Below are 18,492 nucleotides of genomic sequence, written 5' to 3'. Positions count from 1 at the left end.
ATCGATCGACGGACCGTTGGTCCCGTCGATCGCCCACCGGTTGATCCAGGCGTTAAAAGTGGATCGGCCGGATTTAACAGGGCCTTCGCGTACGGGTGATGAGAAAGTGGCGGTGCTCGCCCCGGCAGGGGAGCCGGGGCGAGCCACGCGCAGGGCGGCGCTCGGGGGTTAGCGCCGCACAATCACCCTGGCTCTGGCGGATCGATTACGACACGCCGTGCTCTATTGGTGATGACGTAAATATGGCACAGCAATAGACGAAGTAACATGGCGGGTATACGACATGACGCTTATGCGTCACCACGTGTATCAACGCGACTACTCAAGAGCATTACGAATAGAAAAGATCCGTAAACAATGCTGACAGCCATTGGTCTGACCCAGGAGGAGTCCGCGCTCTACCGCGAGCTGGTAGCCATCCCGGTGGCCGAGGTGGAGCAGCTGGCGGCGGTCCTCGAAACCACTCAGGCCGAATGCGCGCAGCTGCTGCAGCAGCTGGAGGCCCGCGGTCTGGCCAGCCCGTCGCTCACCTACCCCGGGGCCTACGTCGCTGTGGCGCCTGATCTGGCCCTGCGTGGGGCCCTGGTGGCCCGTCAGGCCGATCTGCACCGCGCGGAGGCCGAGGTGGCGGCGTTGGCCCGTATCTATCACCTGGGCGGCGCCAGTCGAGTCACCACCGATGTCATCGACGTGGTCTCCGGCTGGGAGGAGGTACAGCGCCGCGGCTATCAGGTCAACGAGGCGGCCGAGCAGCAGATCAGCACCACGTTCAAGAACCCGATGCTGCGCGGATCACGTGAGCTGGCGGCCAATCACGTGGACGCCTCAAAACGCGGCGTACTGAACCGGATGATCTTCGAGGGAGACGGCCTGGACCCCTCCGAACTGAGCTGGGGCATCCGCCAAGTGGCCGAGAGCAACTCCGATATCCGGGTCTTCGGGTCGGTGCCGGCGCGGATGATGATCGCCGATCATCGGCTGGGGCTGGTCGCCCTGGACGATCGACATCTGAATCAGGTCGGCGCCGCGCTCATCGTGCATCCGAGCGGTCTGCTGGACGCGATGGTCGGGCTCTTCGACATGCTCTGGGCCGTGGCGCTGCCGGTGAATCACTCGATACCGCCCGGCAGCGGCATCAGCGCCATCGAGAACCGGGTGATGAACCTGCTCGTCGCGGGCTTCACCGACCGGGCGATCGCCGGCATTCTGAAGACGTCCGAGCGGAGTATCCAGCGCCACGTCCGACGCATGATGGACGAGGTGGGCGCGCAGTCACGCGTTCAGCTCGGCTGGCAGGCCGCCAAGGCGGGTTGGCTGGTGGCCGCCGCCCAGTCGGGGTCGAACAACCAGACGGGCTCAACCAACCCGACGGGCCCAACTGAGCAGCGAACTCAGCCGAAGCGACCGGAGATGTAGTCCTCGGTGCGCTGATCGGAGGGGTTGGCGAAGATCTTCTCGGTGTCGTCCATCTCCACCAACTGCCCGGGCTTGCCCACCGCCGAGAGGTTGAAGAAGGCGGTGCGCTCGCTCACCCGAGCCGCCTGCTGCATGTTGTGGGTGACGATGACGATCGTGTACTTCTCCTTCAGCGTCTGAATCAGGTCCTCGATGGCCAGCGTCGAGATCGGGTCCAGCGCCGAGCAGGGCTCGTCCATGAGCAGCACCTGCGGCTCGACGGCGATGGCCCGGGCGATGCACAGGCGCTGCTGCTGACCACCGGAGAGGCCGGCGCCGGGCTTGTTGAGCCGGTCCTTCACCTCTTCCCAGAGGTTCGCTCCACGCAGCGACTTCTCCACCACGTTCTCCAGGTCGGACTTCTTCATCCGCCCGCTCTGCAGCTTCAGCCCGGCGACGACGTTGTCGGCGATGGACATGGTCGGGAACGGGTTCGGGCGCTGGAAGACCATCCCGATGGTGCGGCGCACGTCCACCGGGTCGACCGAGGAGGCGTACATGTTGTCGCCGTCGAGCAGGATCTCGCCCTCGACCCGGGCCCCGGAGATCACTTCGTGCATCCGGTTGATGGTGCGCAGCACCGTCGACTTGCCACAGCCGGACGGCCCGATGAAGGCGGTGACCGAACGGGGCGCGATGGTGAAGTTGACGTCGCTGACGGCCAGGAACTTGCCGTAGTAGATGTTCAGGTTCTTGGCGTCGATGCGCTTGGCCATCAGTGATTACTCCTGTGCGAGTGGGAAATCGGGGTCGAGTTAAGGGGCCGGACGTGCGGCATTTAGTTGGTGATCTTGCTGAAGCGGGTGAAGAAGCGAGCGAGCAGGTTGAGGCCCATCACGATGAGGATGAGCGTCAGGGCCGCACCCCACATCCGGTCGGCCGGGTGCGGGAGGGTGTAGTTCGGGGCTTGGTCGTTGATCATGCCGGGCAGCGATCCCTGCGAGCCGGAGAAGAGGTCCCAGTTGGTGGTCTGGGAGTACCCGACGAGCACGAGCAGTGGTGCGGTCTCACCGGCGATCCGGGCGACACCGAGCATGACGCCGGTGACGATGCCCGACAGCGCGGTCGGCAGCACGATCCGAACGATCGTCTTCCACTTCGGCACCCCGAGCGCGTAGGAGGCCTCCCGCAGCTCATTGGGGACGAGCTTCAGCATCTCCTCGGTGGAGCGGACCACCACCGGGATCATCAGCATCACCAGGGCCAGCGAGACGTAGAAGCCCTGCTGCACCCCGCCGAAGCTGGTGACGAAGACGGCGTAGATGAACAGCGCCGCCACGATCGACGGAATACCGGTGAGGATGTCGATCATGAAGCTGGCCCAGGTCGCCAGCCGGCTGTTGCTGCCGTACTCGATCAGGTAGATCGCGACCATGATCGAGATCGGGATGGCGATGATCGAGGCGACCGCGACCTGCTGCAGGGTGCCGATGACGGCGTGCAGGACGCCGCCCCCCGCGCGGCGGTTGGTGATGCCGGACTGATCCTCGGTGAACCAGCCCTGCTGGATGATCACCGAGTAGCCCTTGCTGATAACCGTCCAGAGCAGCCAGACCAGCGGGATCAGGGCGAGCAGGAAGGAGCCGGTGATCACCGCGGTGGCGATGTTGTTCTTCGCCTTGCGACGCCCCAGCCCGGGCGCTGACTGCAGTGACGAGACGGTTGCCGTGGTCATACGAAGTCCTTCTTACGGTTGACGATGGCCCGGGCGGCCGCGTTGACGACAAAGGTCAGCACGAAGAGCACCAGGCCGGCGGCTATGTAGGCCGGGGCCTGCGCGGCGCTCATCTCGCCGGCGTCCAGGGCGATGCGGGAGGCGAAGGTGAGTCCACCCTGCATGATCGAGAAGGAGAAGGTCGACGGGACGTGCAGGATGAGCAGCACCGCGATGGTCTCGCCGAGCGCGCGGCCGAGGCCGAGCATGGCGCCGCTGGTGACGCCGGCCCGACCGTAGGGGAGCACGGCCATCCGGATCATCTCCCAGCGGGTGGCCCCCAGCGCCAGGGCGGCCTCGATGTTGGCCCGCGGGGTGCGTTCGAAGACGTCCCGGCTGACCGCGGTGATGATCGGCAGGATCATGATCGCCAGCACGATTCCGCCGATGAAGATGGTGAACGGGTCACCGGAGGCGTACTTGAAGAGCGGGATGACACCGCCCAGGTGGTAGAACGCCCGCTGCACCGGCTCCATGGCCGGAGCGAAGACGGTGAAGCCCCAGAGGCCGTAGATGATCGAGGGAACCGCGGCCAGCAGGTTCACCACGAAGGCGACGCCGCTGGCTATCCGCTTCGGGGCGTAGTGCGAGACGTAGAGCGCGATGCAGACGGCGATCGGCACCGCGATGACCATCGCCTCGAGCGAGATGATGATGGTGACCCAGAGCAGCGAGGCGATGCCGAACTCGAAGTGGCCGGGCGTGCTGAGGTCCCACTTCGTGGAGGTGAGGAAGTTGGCCTTGTCGGCCGCGATGGCCGGGACGGCCTTGACGATGAGAAAGGCTGCGACCAGGCCGATCAGCAGGACGACGAAGAGGCCGCTGCCGGCCGCGAGACCGGAGAAGAGCCGATCACCGAGGCGCACCTTGCTCCGGCCGTCGCCGCCCAGGGTGACGCCGGTCGCCTGGAGGGTGTTCGCCGTGCCTTCGGCGCCGATGAGCACCGCTTCGAGGTGGCTCTCCTCGATGTCCGGGGCGAGCCGAGTCGGCCCCGGGTCGGCCGAGTAACGGACGGCCGTGGCTTCGTCGCCATCGCCCAGCTCATCGCCGATTGGTCCCGTGCTCATGACTGACTCCCCACCGACTCGCGGCGGGAAGACCGGACCGGGCTCCGGACGAGCAGATCGGTGCGCGCCGCCGCCGCTGGCGGAGCTGCCGGCGTCATCAGACTTGTCGTCTGCGCTCTCAGTCACTGTTTCCCGCTCTACCATCTGTTCCTCTTGGGGCTCGTGCGAGCCGGCGAAGCTGGTGGCTCGCAATGAGCAGTCCCACCGGCGTGTCGAGGGTCTCGACCGGTCACCGGTGGGACTGCTACATCGTTGGTCTTCAACTACCTGTTCTGCAAGTACCGGCGGCCGGAGACTTCCGGCCGGTCGGAGTTAGCTGATGGCCGATACCGAGGACTGGACCTTGGTGACCAGGTCCGACGGGAGCGGTGCGTAGCCCAGGTCGTTGAGGGAACCCTGTCCCGCGCCCGAGGTGTAGCTGAAGAAGGCCTTCACCATCGCCCCGATGTTCGAGTCGTTGTACTTGGTGCAGACGATCTCGTAGGTCACCAGGACGATCGGGTAGACGCCCGCGCCGTGCTGGGTGTAGTCCAGCTTCAGCGTCAGGTCAGGGGCAGTGCCCGTCACCGTGGCGCCGGCCGTCATGAACTTGCTGGCCGCATCGGAGCTGATCTCCACCGCGCCGTCGCCGCTGTCGATCGCGGCCATCTTGACGCCGGCATCCTGAGCGGCGGAGAGCTCGACGTAACCGATCGAGCCGTCACTGGCCTTGACCGCACCGGCGACGCCGGCGCTGCCCTTGGCTCCGGCACCGATCTTGACCGGCCACTGCTTGGCCGGGGCCTCGGTGAAGTCCGCCGGGTCGACCTGGCTGAGGTAGCTGGAGAAGTTGAACGAGGTGCCCGAGCTGTCCGAGCGGGTGATGACCTTGATCGGGGTGCTCGGCAGTGAGACGCCGGAGTTGGCCGCCTTGATGTCGGCGTTGTCCCAGCTGGTGATCTTGCCGGTGAAGATCTCGCCGAGCAGCTTCGGGGTCAGCGTCAGCTTGTCGACACCCGAGACGTTGTAGGCCATCGAGATCGGGCCGACCACCATCGGGATGTTGATCGCGGTGCCGCCGGAGGCGCAGTTGGCGTTGGCCTTGGTGACGTCGTCGCCCTTGATGGCGGCGTCGGAGCCGGCCCAGTCGAGCTGCTTGGACTGGAATCCGTTGATTCCGGCGCCCGAGCCCGAGCCCTGGTAGTTGATGGTGATGCCGGAGCACTTGGACTTGAAGTCGGCCGTCCACTCCTGCACAGCGTTCTTCTGCGCGCTCGATCCGTCGCCCTTGAGGGTGCCGCTCGCGCAAGTGATCGGCAGACCGGATGCGGCCGCGGTGTTCGCCGCGGCGTCAGTCGATGAGTCGCTCTTGCTGGAGCTACATGCGGTCAGGAGGACCGCGAGAGCGGTCGAGCCAGCGATCAGGCCGGCGATCGCGCCAGTCCGGTACAGCTTCACGTGTGTGCCTCTCGTAGAGAATCTCTTACGAGACGGACGCTAGGTGCCGCAGGTGACCTGCTGGCATGGAGGAGGTGAACGAGGAGTGAACAGCGAGTGCCGCTATTGAGACCCTGGCCTGAAGAGAGGACGAACATCAGGTGACCACTATTGAGTGACGCCCCCATTACGGGTAGTGGCGATGTAACGCGGGCAACGGTGACCCGTGCTCAGTCCTTCTGGAGCTGAACGTCCTGGTTGTAGCGGCTGAATCCATTGCGTTCGTAGAGGTGCAGCGCGTTGCGGTTGGAGTCGTCGACGTAGAGCAGTACGCCGTCGGTACCTCGCTGGCGAAGGTGATCGAGGCCGGCCTGCAGGAGCACCCGCCCCAGTTGCATCCCCTGGGCCGCTGGGGCCACCGCGAGGACGTACACCTCGCCCACATCGTCCGGGTGGACCTTCGTCCAGTGAAAACCGAGCAGTTCCGCCGTGGCTGCCTGTTCAGCGACCAGCAATCCGTTCACGTCGAACCAGCTGGCGCCGAAGCGATCGGCGAGATCGTCCAGGGTCCAGCCGCCCTGATCGGGTAGTTCGGCGAAGGCGGCCCGGTTGATCGCCAGCAGTGCCTCCTCGTCCTGGCCGAGGACGAACGGGCGGATCACAACTCCCGCCGGCACCTCGACCCGTCCGGACGGGCCCGGCTCAGCGTTGGGTGAGCGCAGCTGCCAGAGGATTCGCGTGGTGCGGTAACCCCGCTCGCCGGCCGCCGGGGCCACCGGGCTGAGGGTGCCGTGCGACCAGACCGTGAGCTTGGGCGCAAGCGACTCCACCTCGCCCAGCAGTGCATCTACGGTGGCCCGGTCGCCGAGAACCTCGGCTGCGGCACCGTTGAGCTGCGCAGAGCTGCTTAGTTGCGTGGAACTGTTTAGCTGCGCAGAGCTGCTTAGCTGGGCATAGCCGGTGAGGCTGGCGCTGCCGTCGGTACTGATCAGATGGACGCGCTCCGGATCACCGAGGTGCATCAGCGCGTCATCGGAGAGCGGTGGCGCCCCATCCCGTCGCTCGACCGCGGCGGCCAGCTTCTCGACACTGTGGCGCAACTGTTCATCGAGCCCCGGTCGGCGCTGCACATGGATCACGCCGACCATCATCTCGCAGGTCACAGACGGTGGTCAGGCCCGGTGCATCGCTCCGAAGGCGACTGAGTCGGCCTCCTCAGATAGATCCAGCTCCGCACTACGGGATTCGGTTCCAGCCGCACTCGGTCGGACGAACTTGTAGCCGACGTTGCGAACCGTGCCGATCATCGCTTCGTGCTCGGGTCCGAGCTTGGCCCGCAGGCGGCGGACGTGGACGTCCACGGTGCGGGTACCGCCGAAGTAGTCGTAGCCCCACACCTCCTGGACCAGGTGCGAACGGGAGAAGACGCGACCCGGGTGCTGGGCCAGGAACTTCAGCAGCTCGAACTCCTTGTACGTGAGGTCGAGTGCGCGTCCGGCCAGCCGGGCGGTGTAGGTCGTCTCGTCGATCGTCAGGTCACCGACGTTGACGTGCTCCGGCGGGGCGTCCACCAGCTGTGCGTTGCGGTCGGCGACCAGACGCAGCCGGGCATCGAGCTCGGCCGGCCCGCAGGTGTCGAGGACGATGTCATCGACGGCCCACTCAGCCGAGATGGCGATGAGGCCACCCTCGGTGAGGACGGCGACGACCGGGACGTTCATCCCCATCGCGGTGAGTACGCGGGTGAAGGCGCGGGCGGCGGCCAGGTCACGGCGGGCGTCGACCAGGATCACATCACCCACAGGCTGGTTCAGCAGGGCTCCGGCGTCGAGCGACAGCACTGTCACCGCGTGCGGGAGGAGGCCGAGGGCCGGAAGCACCTCGGTGGTCGGCTGGGAGGCGGCGGTAAGGAGTACCAGATCCACGCGAATCTCCTGAAGTCGGACGAGTCTGCGAGCGATCCGGATGGGGCAACGTTGACCGACCCGGGCGGACCCAACCTGGGTGAGTCCGGCTCCGCTCGGGCACCGGCCCGGCGAAGCTAGTAGCAGAATAGCAATGTGGGTCCAGTCGAAACCGTTAGCCTCAACACAACTGATGGCGTGAGGCTCTCCGGGGCCTTCCGTCCGGGCCCGCCCGGGGGGCTGAGCTACGTGCTGGCCCACGGTTTCACCGGGTCCTCGTCCTCCCGCCAGATCACCGCCGTCGCCGAGCAGCTGGGCCGGGCGGGAAACTCGGTGCTCGCCTTCGACGCTCGCGGCCACGGCCGCTCGGGCGGCTACTCGACCCTCGGTGAGCGGGAGATTCACGACGTCGCGGCCGCCGTGGAGTTTCTGCGGGAGCGTCGCCCGGACAGTCCGGTGGTGCTGATCGGCTGGTCGATGGGGGCCTCGTCGGTGCTCCGGCACGCTGGTCTCGGCGGTGACGCGGATGCCGTCGTCTCGGTGAGCTCGCCCGGTTTCTGGTGGGAGCGCGGTACCCGCCCGATGCGGCTGGTGCACTGGGCGGTGATGACCAGGACCGGCCGGCTGGCCACCCGGCTCACCCGCCGGACCCGGGTCGGCTCCGGCTGGGTCTATGAGCCGGAGCAGCCGGTGGACGTCGTCGCCGCCATCGCGCCGCGCCCGGTGTTACTCGTCCACGGGGAGAATGACCATTACTTTCCGATACGTCACGCCCAGGCACTGGCTGACGCCGCAGCCGCGGCCGACTTCTGGCTGGAGCCGCAGATGGGGCACGGTGAGCACGCGACCGATGCCCAGTTGGTCGACCGGATAGATGCCTGGGCCCGTCAGACGCTGGGTGGCGGCTGAGGGGGCGATCGCCGAAGTTGAGCGGCGTCTCAGGTGCCGTCTGCGACGATGTCCGACGTGAGTGAGGAATCCGCCATCGCGCCGAAACCAGCGACCGAACCCGGCAGGGAGGTGGCGACGGCTCCCGGCAAGGAACTGGAGACGGCCCCGGGCAAGGACCTGGAGGCGCTCGACCCGTCGAAGCCGGCCGGGCCGGGCGAGCTGCCGCTGCTCACCGGTGCCATCGTCGCGGCGGTCTTCGGCCTGCTGCTCGTCGTCACGGCCGAGATCGGGGCGGTCGCCCTGCTCGTCGGGGTCGCCCTGGCCCAGGCCGCGTTGATCGTCTCCTGGGTCTTCGGCACCCGCACCCCGGGGCGCATCGGCGCCCTGATAATCGGCTCGGCCGCGGCGATCGGGGCCGACGTCGCCGTCTCGGTCTCGCCGCACGGACAGCTCGGCGCGCTGCTTCCGGTCCTCGGCCTGGCCGTGCCGGCGCTCTTCGCGCACCAGTTGATGCGGGGGATCGCGCGCAATCGAGTGGTGGAGTCGCTGGCCAACGTCGCGGTGCTGGTCGCCGCCGTGGTGGCGATCGTCGCGCTGATTCAGCTGCGCCACGAGAGCTCCGGAGGCAGCGTCAGCGCGGCCGTGGCCGGTGCCGCCGCGATCGCGCTGGTCGTCGGCTACCTCACCGACATGACCTTTCCGATCGCCCGCTTCGACCCGGAGGTGCCCCGCGGATTCGTGGCGGTGCTGACCGGGGCGGTGGCCGGCGCGGCGCTGGCCTTTCTGATGCTGCGCTCGCTGGTCGATTTCCAGGGTGGCCGCGGAGCGTTCCTCGGCTTCGCCGTGGGGTTGCTGGTCAGCCTGCTCGCGGTCGGAACCGGATTCATACAGCTGGCCAGTGCGCCGGCCTCCGAGCTGAACGCGCGGCTGCGTCCTGTCTACGGTGTGCTCATCCCGATCTGCTTCGTCAGCCCGATCGGCTACCTACTCTTCTTGGCGATCAGGAGCTAACGCAGTGCATCGAGGACTCAAATGGCTCATCGGCATCGTCGTCGTACTGGGCCTGTTACTGGTGGCCGCCGATTTTGTCGGCAAGAGCGTTCTGCAGGACAACGCCTCCAAATCGCTGGCCACCTTCTCGCAGTTCCAGGACACCCCGGACGTCACGCTGCACGGCTTCCCGTTCCTGACCCAGGCCATCAGCGGTGACTACAAGGACATCGAGATCACCAGCAATTCGGTGACGGTGGGTGAGATCAGGGGTGCTTCCATGGACGCCCACCTCAAGGGCGCGAAGCTGCCGCTGAGCCAACTGCGCAGCAATAGCATCACCGAGGTCCCGGTCGACGAGGTGGAGGGCTACGTGGTGGCGCCGTACGCCGAACTGGAGCGACTCAGCAAGGTGAACGGGTTGAAGTTGTCGGCCCAGGGCAGCGAATTGGTCGTGCAGGCACCGGTGACGGTGCCGGTGCTCGGCAGCGTCACCATCAACGCCACCGGCGGCTTCGACGTGGTCAACGGCACCCTGAAACTGGACGTGCACTCGCTCAAGGTCGGTGGCCTCGATGTACCGTCCGCGGTTCTGCCGCTGGCCACATCTGCGCTGAACAGCACCATCGAGATCCCGCCGCTGCCCTACGGGCTGCACCTGACGTCGACGACGCCGACTCCGAACGGGCTTCAGCTCAATGGCGCCGGCACCGACGTGGTGTTGAAGCAGCAGCCCTGATCGGGCGTGAATTAGCTAGATGCGCCCTGCTACGGCTACCCTGCTCGGTATGGGCCCTCTGAGCATCATGCTCACCTCACGCCGCGCGGTCGACCTGTGCCGCGTGGGCAGCTGCCTGTGTCGCGCCAACTGACGCGATTGCCCCGAGCGTTCTGCTCGTAGCCGATCCCACCCAGCGGTCTGCCCGTCGCCCAGACCGCGTCCGGGCCAGCCAGCCAGCCCACACAGACGCCAATCAAAAATCCATCTCAAGCCTGAGAACCACCACGAACTAGGAGAAACGCATGAGCCGCGCAGACGCGCTCGTCTCGGCCGACTGGGCCGAAGAGAACCTGAACACCGCAGGAGTTGTCCTCGTCGAGGTCGACGAAGACACCTCGGCCTACGATGGCGGGCACATCCCCGGCGCCGTGAAGCTCGACTGGAAGACCGACCTGCAGGACCAGGTCCGCCGCGACTTCGTCAGCAAGGAGCAGTTCGAGGCGCTGCTGTCGGCCAAGGGCATCAGCAACGACGACACCGTCGTCCTCTACGGCGGAAACAACAACTGGTTCGCCGCCTACGCCTACTGGTACTTCAAGCTCTACGGTCACAACGACGTGAAGCTGCTCGACGGTGGCCGCAAGAAGTGGGAACTGGACGGCCGCGAGCTGAGCAAGGACGAGGTCACCCGCCCGGCCACCGAATACAAGGCCCAGGAGCAGGACCTCTCCATCCGGGCCTTCCGTGACGAGACGGTCGCCGCGATCGGCGTCAAGAACCTCATCGACGTCCGCTCGCCCGACGAGTTCTCCGGCAAGCTGCTCGCCCCCGCGCACCTGCCGCAGGAGCAGTCGCAGCGCGGCGGTCACATCCCGACCGCACTGAACGTCCCGTGGAGCAAGACCGCCAACGAGGACGGCACCTTCAAGACCGACGAGCAGATCAAGGCCATCTACGCCGAGGTCGGCCTGGACGACTCGAAGGAGACCATCGCCTACTGCCGCATCGGTGAGCGCTCCAGCCACAGCTGGTTCGCCCTGCACGAGTTGCTCGGCCACGAGAACGTCAAGAACTACGACGGTTCGTGGACCGAGTATGGCTCCCTCGTCGGCGTTCCGATCGAACTGGGAGCCTGACATGTGTGGCGCGCCTCCGCAGACGCCGGCCCTGCCGGCCCACGTTGACCTGAACAAGGAGACGGTCATCTACGGCACCGTCTCCAAGGACGACGCCCCGGTGGCCGGGGCCTACGTGCGGCTGCTGGACGGCACCGGCGAGTTCACGGCCGAGGTCGTCACCAGCGCCACCGGTGACTTCCGCTTCTTCGCCGCCCCCGGCCAGTGGACCCTCTCGGTGCTGCACCGTGACGGTTCGGTTCGCCAGGACGTCGAGGCGAATGAGCCCGGCCTGGTGCCGGCGGTACTGGTCCTCTCCTAGTAGCGGGCCGTCCCTGCGCAGTTTCCCAATCGGGTGCTGTGCTGATCACCTCCTGATCAGCACAGCACCCTTTTGCTTTAAGGTGACTGACTATGGAAGCCACCTATCTCGTCCTGCTCATCGTCGCCTTCCTGGCGATCGGCGCGATGTCGCTCTACATCCTCTTCAAGCTCTTCGCCGGCCAGCGCTAGCCGATGAGCGAGGCCGACTCGCCGGAGCCGACGAATCCGACCCCGGACACCACCGATCTGCGCACCGGGGCTCCGCTGCATGACCGGCTGCTGGCCGTGCTCCCGTTGGTCGGGCAGTGGCGAGGGGCGGGCCAAGGCGTCGTCCCCTCGACCGGAGTCGAGTTCCACTACGGGCAGGAGGTCACCTTCTCCCATGACGGCCGCCCGTTCCTGGCCTATCAGTCACGAAGCTGGCTGCTGGACAACAACAACGAAGTGATCCGGCAGGCGCAGCGGGAGACCGGCTTCTGGCGCTGCGGGCCGGGTGAGGACGACATCGAGGCGCTGATCACCACGATCGTGGGGGTGAGCCTGCTGCACGCCGGCCGGGCCGGTGATCTGCACTGGGAGTTGGAGTCGGTGAGCTCTGCCAGCACCCCCACGGCCGAGCGGGTCGGTGGCGAACGCCGTTTCTACGCACTCCGCGGCGAGGACCTCTTCTACGCCACCGAACTTGCCCCGATCGACGCGTCAACCGGGTTGGCCGGGGCCTTCGCGCCGCACCTGAACGCCTCCCTGCGGCGCGTCTGATTGTCGACCCGCGGCGAATGACGGAGCACCCGGGCGAGCAGCTCCGATCCGAGGAGCGGGCGGCCGATCGCCTCATCTTCTTCTCCGATGCCGTCGTCGCGATCGCCATGACGCTGCTCGCCCTCGACCTGCCGGTGCCCACCGGCGCGACGGCGGCCCAACTCTGGAAGTCGATCCACGGCTTCGCGGACAACTACCTGGCCTTCGTCATCAGCTTCACGGTGATTGCCGCGACCTGGAGCCGTCACCACTACGTCTTCCGGTACGCCGAGCGCACCGACCAGCGTCTACGCACGCTGAACATGACCTGGCTGCTGGTGATGGTGCTCAATCCCTTCGCCACCCGGCTGCTGACCTCCGAGGGGCACGACAGCCTCGGCGCGCACGCCATTCGCTTCGGCTTCTACGCCGGGCTGCAGGTCGTGGCCAGCGCCGTATTCCTGTTGATGGTGCACCGCATCGCCTCGGCCGGTCTCGGCTCCGACGACATTCCGGCCGATATCTTCCCGGACCAGTGCTGGGAGCTGGCTGGCGTCTTGATCGCCTTCGGCGCGTCGATCCCGCTCTTTCTGGTCTTCCGGGATGCCTGGCTGGTCTGGATCGTGGTTCCGTTGGGGCTGGCGCAGGTCCGCCGATACCGCCGCCGACGTGCACTGGTCAGCCGCGACGAGCGTTGACACCGCTCCGGGCCCGCCCACAATGGGTACATGGCCGACTACAACACTTCGATCATTGCCGAGTTCCGAGCCAACAGCGGACGGGTGGGCGGCAATTTCGCGGGTGCCCCGCTGCTCATCCTGCACAGCACCGGCGCCCGGACGGGTGAGGCCAGGCTCAATCCGATGATGTACCTGGCGGACGGTGACAAGTTCTACGTCTTCGCATCCAAGGCCGGGGCCGACACCAACCCCGACTGGTACCACAACCTGACGGCGCACCCGGAGGCGTCGATCGAGGTCGGCACCGACAAGGTGGACGTCACCGCGGCCGAGGTGACGGGACCCGCGCGCGACGAGATCTACGCCCGCCAGGCCAAGCTCTACCCCGGCTTCGCCGAGTACGAGGCCAAGACGAGCAGGGTCATCCCGGTGATGGAACTGACCCGTCGCTGAATCTCCCGTTCTCGCGTCTTGGGGAGTTAAGTTCCCGGAATCCGGGAACTTAACTCCCCAGGACGTCGTGGGTCGGGGAAGTGGGCGGCGGGGCCGGTCTGGGTGGGAAGATTGCCGGGTGAGCACCGATGCCCATCCGCACGACGACCAGCCTCCGGTCGCCGACGACGAGTTGAGTCGCCGGCTGCGCGCCCGCGGCCTGCGGATGACCGAGCAGCGGGCTCAGGTGCTGGAGACGGTGCGGCGGCTGGAGCACGCCACTCCCGACCAGCTCAGCGAAACCCTGCCCGACGTCGATCTGGCCACCGTCTACCGCACGCTGGAACTGCTGGAAGAGATTGGGTTGGTTCGTCACACCCATCTTGGACACGGCCCGGCCTCCTACCGTCCGGCCGAGGACGACCACATCCACGTCGTCTGTCATAGCTGTGGTGCGGTGCTGGACGCGCCGGCCGATCTGGTTGACGCTCTGGCCCGGCGGCTGCAGTCCGAGCAGGGATTCGCCCTCGATCGGGCGCATTTCACGGTCTTCGGCCAGTGCCGCAACTGCCAGTCCTCCGAGCCCGCACCGAACGCCTCGCCGGCGCTCCCGCCATCAGCTTCGACGCCCCAAGGCCACTCGCACGGGAACAAACACAGCCACGAGGGGGATTCACACTAGGTGAGCACCGTTTCCAGCATTCCAGTCAGCAGCCCCACCGGTTCAGCCGCCGACAGCCCCGGTCTGGACGCTGGGGTGCCGTGGCACTTCGGCGAGCCGCTGCGCGAACAGCGCGCGTTGGCCGAGGGGGCGGCCATCATCGATCGCTCCAACCGCGGTGTCCTGGTCATCCCGGGTTCGGACCGGCTGAGCTGGTTGCACTCGATCTGCTCCCAGCACGTCTCGCAACTGCGCGACGGCGAGTCCACCCAGACGCTTATCCTCTCGCCGAACGGACACGTCGAGCAGCACTGGCAGATCACCGAGCTGGGCGAACAGCTCTGGCTCGACGTGGAGCCCGGCATGAACGGCGAGGCGCTGGAGTACCTGGAGAAGATGCGCTTCATGAAGCGCGTCGAGCCGACCGACGTCTCCGACTCCTACGGCGTCCTGACGATCATCGGTCCGAACGCCGCCGTAGTGCTGGCGGGCTCCGGCTTGCCGCTGCCGGTCACGGTGGCCGCGGTCCCGGTCACACCGGCCGACTCCAAGACCGCCCCCAGCTCGAAGATGAATCCGGTGCCCGACGTGGTCGGGCCGACCACAGACGCCCGTCCGCTGCCGGAGGGTGGCTTCATCCGCCAGGTGGCCGAGGGTCGCTATGACGTCATTGTCCCGCTCGTGCACCGGGCCGAGACGATCGACGCCCTGCTGTCGGCGGGCGGGGAGCGGGCCGGTAGCTGGGCGCTGGAGGCGTGGCGGGTGGAGCACCGGCAGCCCAGGCTCCGCTTCGACACCGATCACCGAACGCTCGCCCATGAGGTCGGGTGGATCGGCTCAGCCGTGCACCTGGACAAGGGCTGCTACCGCGGGCAGGAGACGGTGGCCCGGGTGCAGAACCTCGGACGGCCGCCGCGCCGGCTGGTGCTGCTGCATCTCTCCGGCGAGTCGGACACGCTGCCGCCACCGGGCACTCCGGTGGAGCTAGCCGGGCGCAGTGTCGGGTTTCTCGGCACGGCGGCCCAGCACTACGAACTCGGACCGATCGCACTGGCCGTGGTGAAGCGCTCGACCCCGGACGAGTCCGAGTTGAACGTGGGCGGGTTCGCCGCCGCCATTGACCACTGACCTAACGCCCGTCTCCTGCGCGCCCGCCCCTGCTTCGCGAATCTCCTGCATTTCGGGGGCTATGGCGCTCAGGATGCAGGATGTTTGCGAGGTGGGCCGCGATTGAATCGGGACTAGCCGACCAGCCAGCCGAGTTGGGCCGCGCCGATTCCCAGCAGCAGGCTCGCGGCCAGGTAGGCCAGCATCACGCCGGCTCGGCGGTGACGCCGTAGCTGCACCGACTCCACGGCGAACGTCGAGAAGGTCGTGAGTCCGCCGCAGAGGCCGGTACCGACCAGGGCCACCACGCGCCCACCCCAGTGAGCGTCGACTGATCCGGCCGTGACGACGCCGAGGATGAAGCACCCGATCACATTCACCAGCAGCGTGCCGTAGGGAAAGAGATCGCCCGGACGAACGCGCTCCCGCCAACCGGTCACCGAACGATCGGTGAGGTAGCGCAGCACCGATCCGAGCGCACCGCCGAGGAAGATCAGGGTGAGCGTCACGGCAGGTCCGGATCGACGTCGTCCTGGATCGAGGCGTGCGGCGCGGGTTCCGGACGTGCGCCGAAGCAACTCCGGACCGTCCACATCCCGAGGTAGGCGCAGCCCAGACCGCCGAGAACGCTGGCCGCGACGTACCCGACGCTGGTCGCCAGCGGTAGCCCCCGGGACTGCACGGCGAACGTGGAGTAGGTGGTGAAGCCGCCGAGCACACCGGTACCCAGTGCCGGGCGCAGCAGCGGATGCGGGCTCCAGATCTCGGTCACGGCGACGACGAGCACGCCGAGCAACAGTGAGCCGAGCAGGTTCGTCAGCAGGGTGGCCAGCGGAATCGCGTCGGCGGCCGAGTGCACATTCTGGGCCAGCCCGTAGCGAGCCAGGCTCCCCACTCCGCCGCCGAGTGCCACGACGAGGCTCGCCCCCGGCACGCGGGGTGCCGGGGGCGAGCTCGTTGCTGTCTCTGAGGCTTCGATACCGCTGAGCCTAGCGGGCGGTTAGACCGACACCGGCTCCTTCTCGGAATCGGTGACCGGCTCCTCCGGCGGCTCCACCGAAAGCTGCGGGACGATCCGGTCCAGCCACTTCGGGAAGTACCAGTTCGAGCGACCCAGCATGTGCATCAGCGACGGCACCAGCACCGTCCGCAGCACGAAGGCATCGAGGAAGACCGCTGAGGCCAGACCGAAGCCGAAGAGCTTGATGATGCGGCCATCGCCCAGGATGAAGCCACCGAAGACGGCCATCATGATGAGTGCGGCGGCGGTGATGATGCCGCCGGTCTCGGCCTGGCCGACGGAGATGGCCCGCCGGTTGTCCTTGGTGTGTACCCACTCCTCATGCATCCGACTGACCAGGAACACCTGATAGTCCATGGACAATCCGAAGAGGATGGCGAAGAACATCACCGGTAGGAAGGGTTCGATTGGACCGCCCTTGCCCACGGCCAGAGCGTCGGAGAACCATCCCCACTGGAAGATCGCCACGACGATACCGAAGGAGGCTGCTGCGGCCAGCAGGTTCATCGCCGCCGCGGTGAGTGGCACGACGAGGCTGCGGAAGGCGACCATCAGCAGCAGGAACGACAACCCGATGACCGCGGCGAAGAAGAGCGGCATCTTCGAGGCCAGTACCTTCGCGAAGTCCACGAAGATCGCAGTGATCCCGTAGACGTAGATATGGTTGTCGGTGCCCTCGTAGAGCGGTGGCAGCACCTCGCTACGCAGATGCTTCACCAGATCGGTCGTCTTCACGTCCTGCGGCGACGTGGTTGTCTTGAAGCTGATCAGTGCGATGTCAGATCCCAGCGGGACGGTCTGCACGCTGGCTGGCGCGACATAGGGCTGAGTCTTGAGGGTGGTGGTGACCTTGGCCAGATACGCCGGGTTGTCGGCGTCGGGGCCGCTGACCACCAATTCCAGCACGGAGTTGTATCCCGGGCCGAAGCCCTGCGCGATGAGGTCATAGCCGACGCGGGTGGTCGAGCCGGCCGGGTCGCTGCCCTGGTCGGAGTTGCCCAGCTGCATCGAGAAGAACGGAATGGCCAGCACCGCCATCAGGACGAAGGCGGCCAGACCGAGTTTGAGCGGGTTGCGCTCGACGATGCCCGACCAGCGGTGCCAGAAGCCCTCGTGCGGCCCCTCCTGGAAGTTGCCGTCCCGCACCGCCTGTCGAGCCTTGCGCGGCAGCACCTTGAGCCCGAGGAATCCGAGCAGGGCCGGCAGCAGGGTGAGCGACGCGATCATGGTGAGCGCGACACCGATCGCGGTGGCCAGCGCGACTCCGTAGAGGAAGCTGACACCGAGCAGCAGCAGGCCGAGGATGGCGATGCAGACGGTGGTGCCGGCGAAGAGCACAGCCCGGCCCGAGGTGTTGATCGAGGCGGCGATGGAATCCTCGACCGACATGCCGCGGGTCAGGTTGCGTCGATGTCGGGTCACGATGAATAAGGCGTAGTCGATGCCGACACCAAGCACCATCAGCGTCTGCAGCTGGGTAGCGAAGTCGGCCACGGCCATCGAATGGGTGAGCAGGCTGGTGATCGCGGTTCCGCTGCCGAGGGCGGCGACGGCGCTGGCCAGCGGTAGCACGGTCGCGCCGACGGTGCGGAAGACGATCGCCAAGATGATGAGGGCCGCCGCGAAGCCGACGAGCTCAGGCAGGAAACTGGCCTTGGCGAAGGAGAGCGCCTGGAAGGCGTTGCCGGTGAACTCCACCTGCAGCTGCGGATTCGCCGTCTCCAGCTTCGTCAGCTCGTCGGCGAGGGCGCTGACCTTCTTCGGGTCGGGATCCTGCGAAGTCCAGGTGATGTTGACCAGGCCGATGGTTCCGTCCTGGCTGGTCAGCGCCGCTTCGCGCGCCTTGTCGACGGCGGTCGGTGGCGTGCTGGCCGTCGTCGGCGCCGCGCAGTTGATCGAGCCGAAGGGGGAGACGATGGTGGCTACGCCGTAGTCCTCAGTGCAGAGCTTCTGCAGTGCGGGCTGCACGGCCGACTCGAAGTCGCTGACCTTGCCGCTCTTGGCGTGCAGCACGACGGTGCCGCTCGCGCCGTTCTGGGTGCCGAGGTTTGCCTTGGCCAGCAGATTGGAGACGGTCGCAGTCTCCGTGTGGGGGAGTTTGAAATCGTTCTTGAAGTCAGATCCGCCGGCGGCTGAGGCGAGCGCCTGCAACACCACGATGAGCCCGACCCAGGCCACGACGATCCACCACCGCTTGCTTACCGCGAAACGGGCGAGCTTATCCATCTGTTGTTCTCCGAGATTCTTTCGGCGTTC

At 66.8% G+C, this 18,492-nt stretch carries 21 protein-coding genes; 12 read left to right on the top strand and 9 right to left on the bottom strand.

Annotated elements, in window-relative coordinates:
- The first annotated feature begins 357 nt into the window (after positions 1-357).
- Entirely contained in the window at positions 358-1,416 is a 1,059-nt protein-coding gene (locus tag CPH63_RS01985) for a LuxR family transcriptional regulator (RefSeq protein ID WP_096301335.1), read from the top strand.
- Here the strand turns inward: CPH63_RS01985 and pstB are convergent.
- The 6 genes from pstB to CPH63_RS01955 form a co-directional block, all read right to left on the bottom strand.
- A complete protein-coding gene (gene pstB / locus CPH63_RS01980; RefSeq protein WP_091353581.1) occupies positions 1,392-2,171 on the bottom strand; it encodes a phosphate ABC transporter ATP-binding protein PstB in 780 nt (259 codons plus the stop codon). The two genes, CPH63_RS01985 and pstB, sit on opposite strands and share 25 nt — an antisense overlap.
- Before the next feature lie 62 nt (positions 2,172-2,233).
- Positions 2,234-3,130 carry a phosphate ABC transporter permease PstA gene (gene pstA, locus CPH63_RS01975; RefSeq protein ID WP_096301334.1) on the bottom strand — a complete coding sequence of 299 codons (897 nt, stop codon included), beginning with the start codon at positions 3,128-3,130 and terminating at the stop codon, positions 2,234-2,236.
- Positions 3,127-4,035 (bottom strand): phosphate ABC transporter permease subunit PstC, encoded by a 909-nt coding sequence (pstC, locus tag CPH63_RS01970; protein ID WP_096304885.1) that lies wholly within the window; start codon positions 4,033-4,035, stop codon positions 3,127-3,129. Before pstC ends, pstA begins: the two co-directional genes overlap by 4 nt.
- Before the next feature lie 513 nt (positions 4,036-4,548).
- Positions 4,549-5,673 carry a phosphate ABC transporter substrate-binding protein PstS gene (pstS, locus tag CPH63_RS01965; RefSeq protein ID WP_096301333.1) on the bottom strand — a complete coding sequence of 375 codons (1,125 nt, stop codon included), beginning with the start codon at positions 5,671-5,673 and terminating at the stop codon, positions 4,549-4,551.
- A 209-nt stretch (positions 5,674-5,882) separates the two neighbouring features.
- Positions 5,883-6,791, bottom strand: a complete 909-nt coding sequence (gene mshD, locus CPH63_RS01960) for a mycothiol synthase (protein WP_157749216.1) — start codon at positions 6,789-6,791, stop codon at positions 5,883-5,885.
- 33 nt (positions 6,792-6,824) lie between these two features.
- On the bottom strand, positions 6,825-7,583 hold the full coding sequence (locus CPH63_RS01955; protein WP_096304884.1) for a response regulator transcription factor: 759 nt from the start codon (positions 7,581-7,583) through the stop codon (positions 6,825-6,827).
- A 171-nt stretch (positions 7,584-7,754) separates the two neighbouring features.
- Here CPH63_RS01955 and CPH63_RS01950 point away from each other — a divergent pair, with 171 nt between their 5' ends.
- From CPH63_RS01950 to CPH63_RS01905, 11 genes are all read left to right on the top strand, one after another.
- Positions 7,755-8,465 (top strand): alpha/beta hydrolase, encoded by a 711-nt coding sequence (locus tag CPH63_RS01950; RefSeq protein ID WP_172892144.1) that lies wholly within the window; start codon positions 7,755-7,757, stop codon positions 8,463-8,465.
- A gap of 57 nt (positions 8,466-8,522) precedes the next feature.
- Positions 8,523-9,458 carry a hypothetical protein gene (locus CPH63_RS01945; protein WP_157749214.1) on the top strand — a complete coding sequence of 312 codons (936 nt, stop codon included), beginning with the start codon at positions 8,523-8,525 and terminating at the stop codon, positions 9,456-9,458.
- Between the two features lie 4 nt (positions 9,459-9,462).
- Entirely contained in the window at positions 9,463-10,176 is a 714-nt protein-coding gene (locus CPH63_RS01940; RefSeq protein ID WP_157749213.1) for a DUF2993 domain-containing protein, read from the top strand.
- Between the two features lie 19 nt (positions 10,177-10,195).
- Complete coding sequence (locus tag CPH63_RS23590; protein WP_371363857.1) at positions 10,196-10,309, top strand: Ms5788A family Cys-rich leader peptide; 114 nt, start codon at positions 10,196-10,198, stop codon at positions 10,307-10,309.
- Between the two features lie 151 nt (positions 10,310-10,460).
- Positions 10,461-11,294, top strand: coding sequence for a sulfurtransferase (locus CPH63_RS01935; protein WP_096301328.1), 834 nt, complete (start codon positions 10,461-10,463; stop codon positions 11,292-11,294).
- A gap of 1 nt (position 11,295) precedes the next feature.
- Complete coding sequence (locus CPH63_RS01930; RefSeq protein ID WP_096301327.1) at positions 11,296-11,595, top strand: DUF1416 domain-containing protein; 300 nt, start codon at positions 11,296-11,298, stop codon at positions 11,593-11,595.
- A gap of 194 nt (positions 11,596-11,789) precedes the next feature.
- Positions 11,790-12,356 carry an FABP family protein gene (locus tag CPH63_RS01925; protein WP_096301326.1) on the top strand — a complete coding sequence of 189 codons (567 nt, stop codon included), beginning with the start codon at positions 11,790-11,792 and terminating at the stop codon, positions 12,354-12,356.
- Between the two features lie 17 nt (positions 12,357-12,373).
- Positions 12,374-13,033: a TMEM175 family protein gene (locus CPH63_RS01920; RefSeq protein WP_096301325.1), complete on the top strand. Its 660-nt coding sequence runs from the start codon at positions 12,374-12,376 to the stop codon at positions 13,031-13,033.
- Positions 13,034-13,063: 30 nt separating this feature from the next.
- Positions 13,064-13,468, top strand: a complete 405-nt coding sequence (locus tag CPH63_RS01915) for a nitroreductase family deazaflavin-dependent oxidoreductase (protein ID WP_096301324.1) — start codon at positions 13,064-13,066, stop codon at positions 13,466-13,468.
- A 118-nt stretch (positions 13,469-13,586) separates the two neighbouring features.
- Positions 13,587-14,129, top strand: a complete 543-nt coding sequence (locus CPH63_RS01910) for a Fur family transcriptional regulator (protein ID WP_241895784.1) — start codon at positions 13,587-13,589, stop codon at positions 14,127-14,129.
- Entirely contained in the window at positions 14,130-15,236 is a 1,107-nt protein-coding gene (locus tag CPH63_RS01905) for a folate-binding protein YgfZ (protein ID WP_197704523.1), read from the top strand. It begins immediately after the preceding gene.
- A gap of 113 nt (positions 15,237-15,349) precedes the next feature.
- Here CPH63_RS01905 and crcB read toward each other — a convergent pair whose 3' ends face one another.
- From crcB to CPH63_RS01890, 3 genes are all read right to left on the bottom strand, one after another.
- Complete coding sequence (gene crcB, locus CPH63_RS01900; RefSeq protein WP_096301323.1) at positions 15,350-15,724, bottom strand: fluoride efflux transporter CrcB; 375 nt, start codon at positions 15,722-15,724, stop codon at positions 15,350-15,352.
- Entirely contained in the window at positions 15,721-16,128 is a 408-nt protein-coding gene (locus tag CPH63_RS01895; protein WP_197704522.1) for a CrcB family protein, read from the bottom strand. The genes crcB and CPH63_RS01895 overlap by 4 nt, the downstream gene beginning before the upstream one ends.
- Positions 16,129-16,215: 87 nt before the next feature.
- Positions 16,216-18,462 (bottom strand): MMPL family transporter, encoded by a 2,247-nt coding sequence (locus CPH63_RS01890; RefSeq protein WP_096301321.1) that lies wholly within the window; start codon positions 18,460-18,462, stop codon positions 16,216-16,218.
- Positions 18,463-18,492 lie beyond the last annotated feature (30 nt).

It is taken from the genome of Jatrophihabitans sp. GAS493 (assembly GCF_900230215.1).
Taxonomy (GTDB): Bacteria; Actinomycetota; Actinomycetes; order Mycobacteriales; family Jatrophihabitantaceae; genus MT45.
Note: the sequence above shows the minus strand (reverse complement) of the source record. Positions and strands in the feature narration are given on the sequence as shown.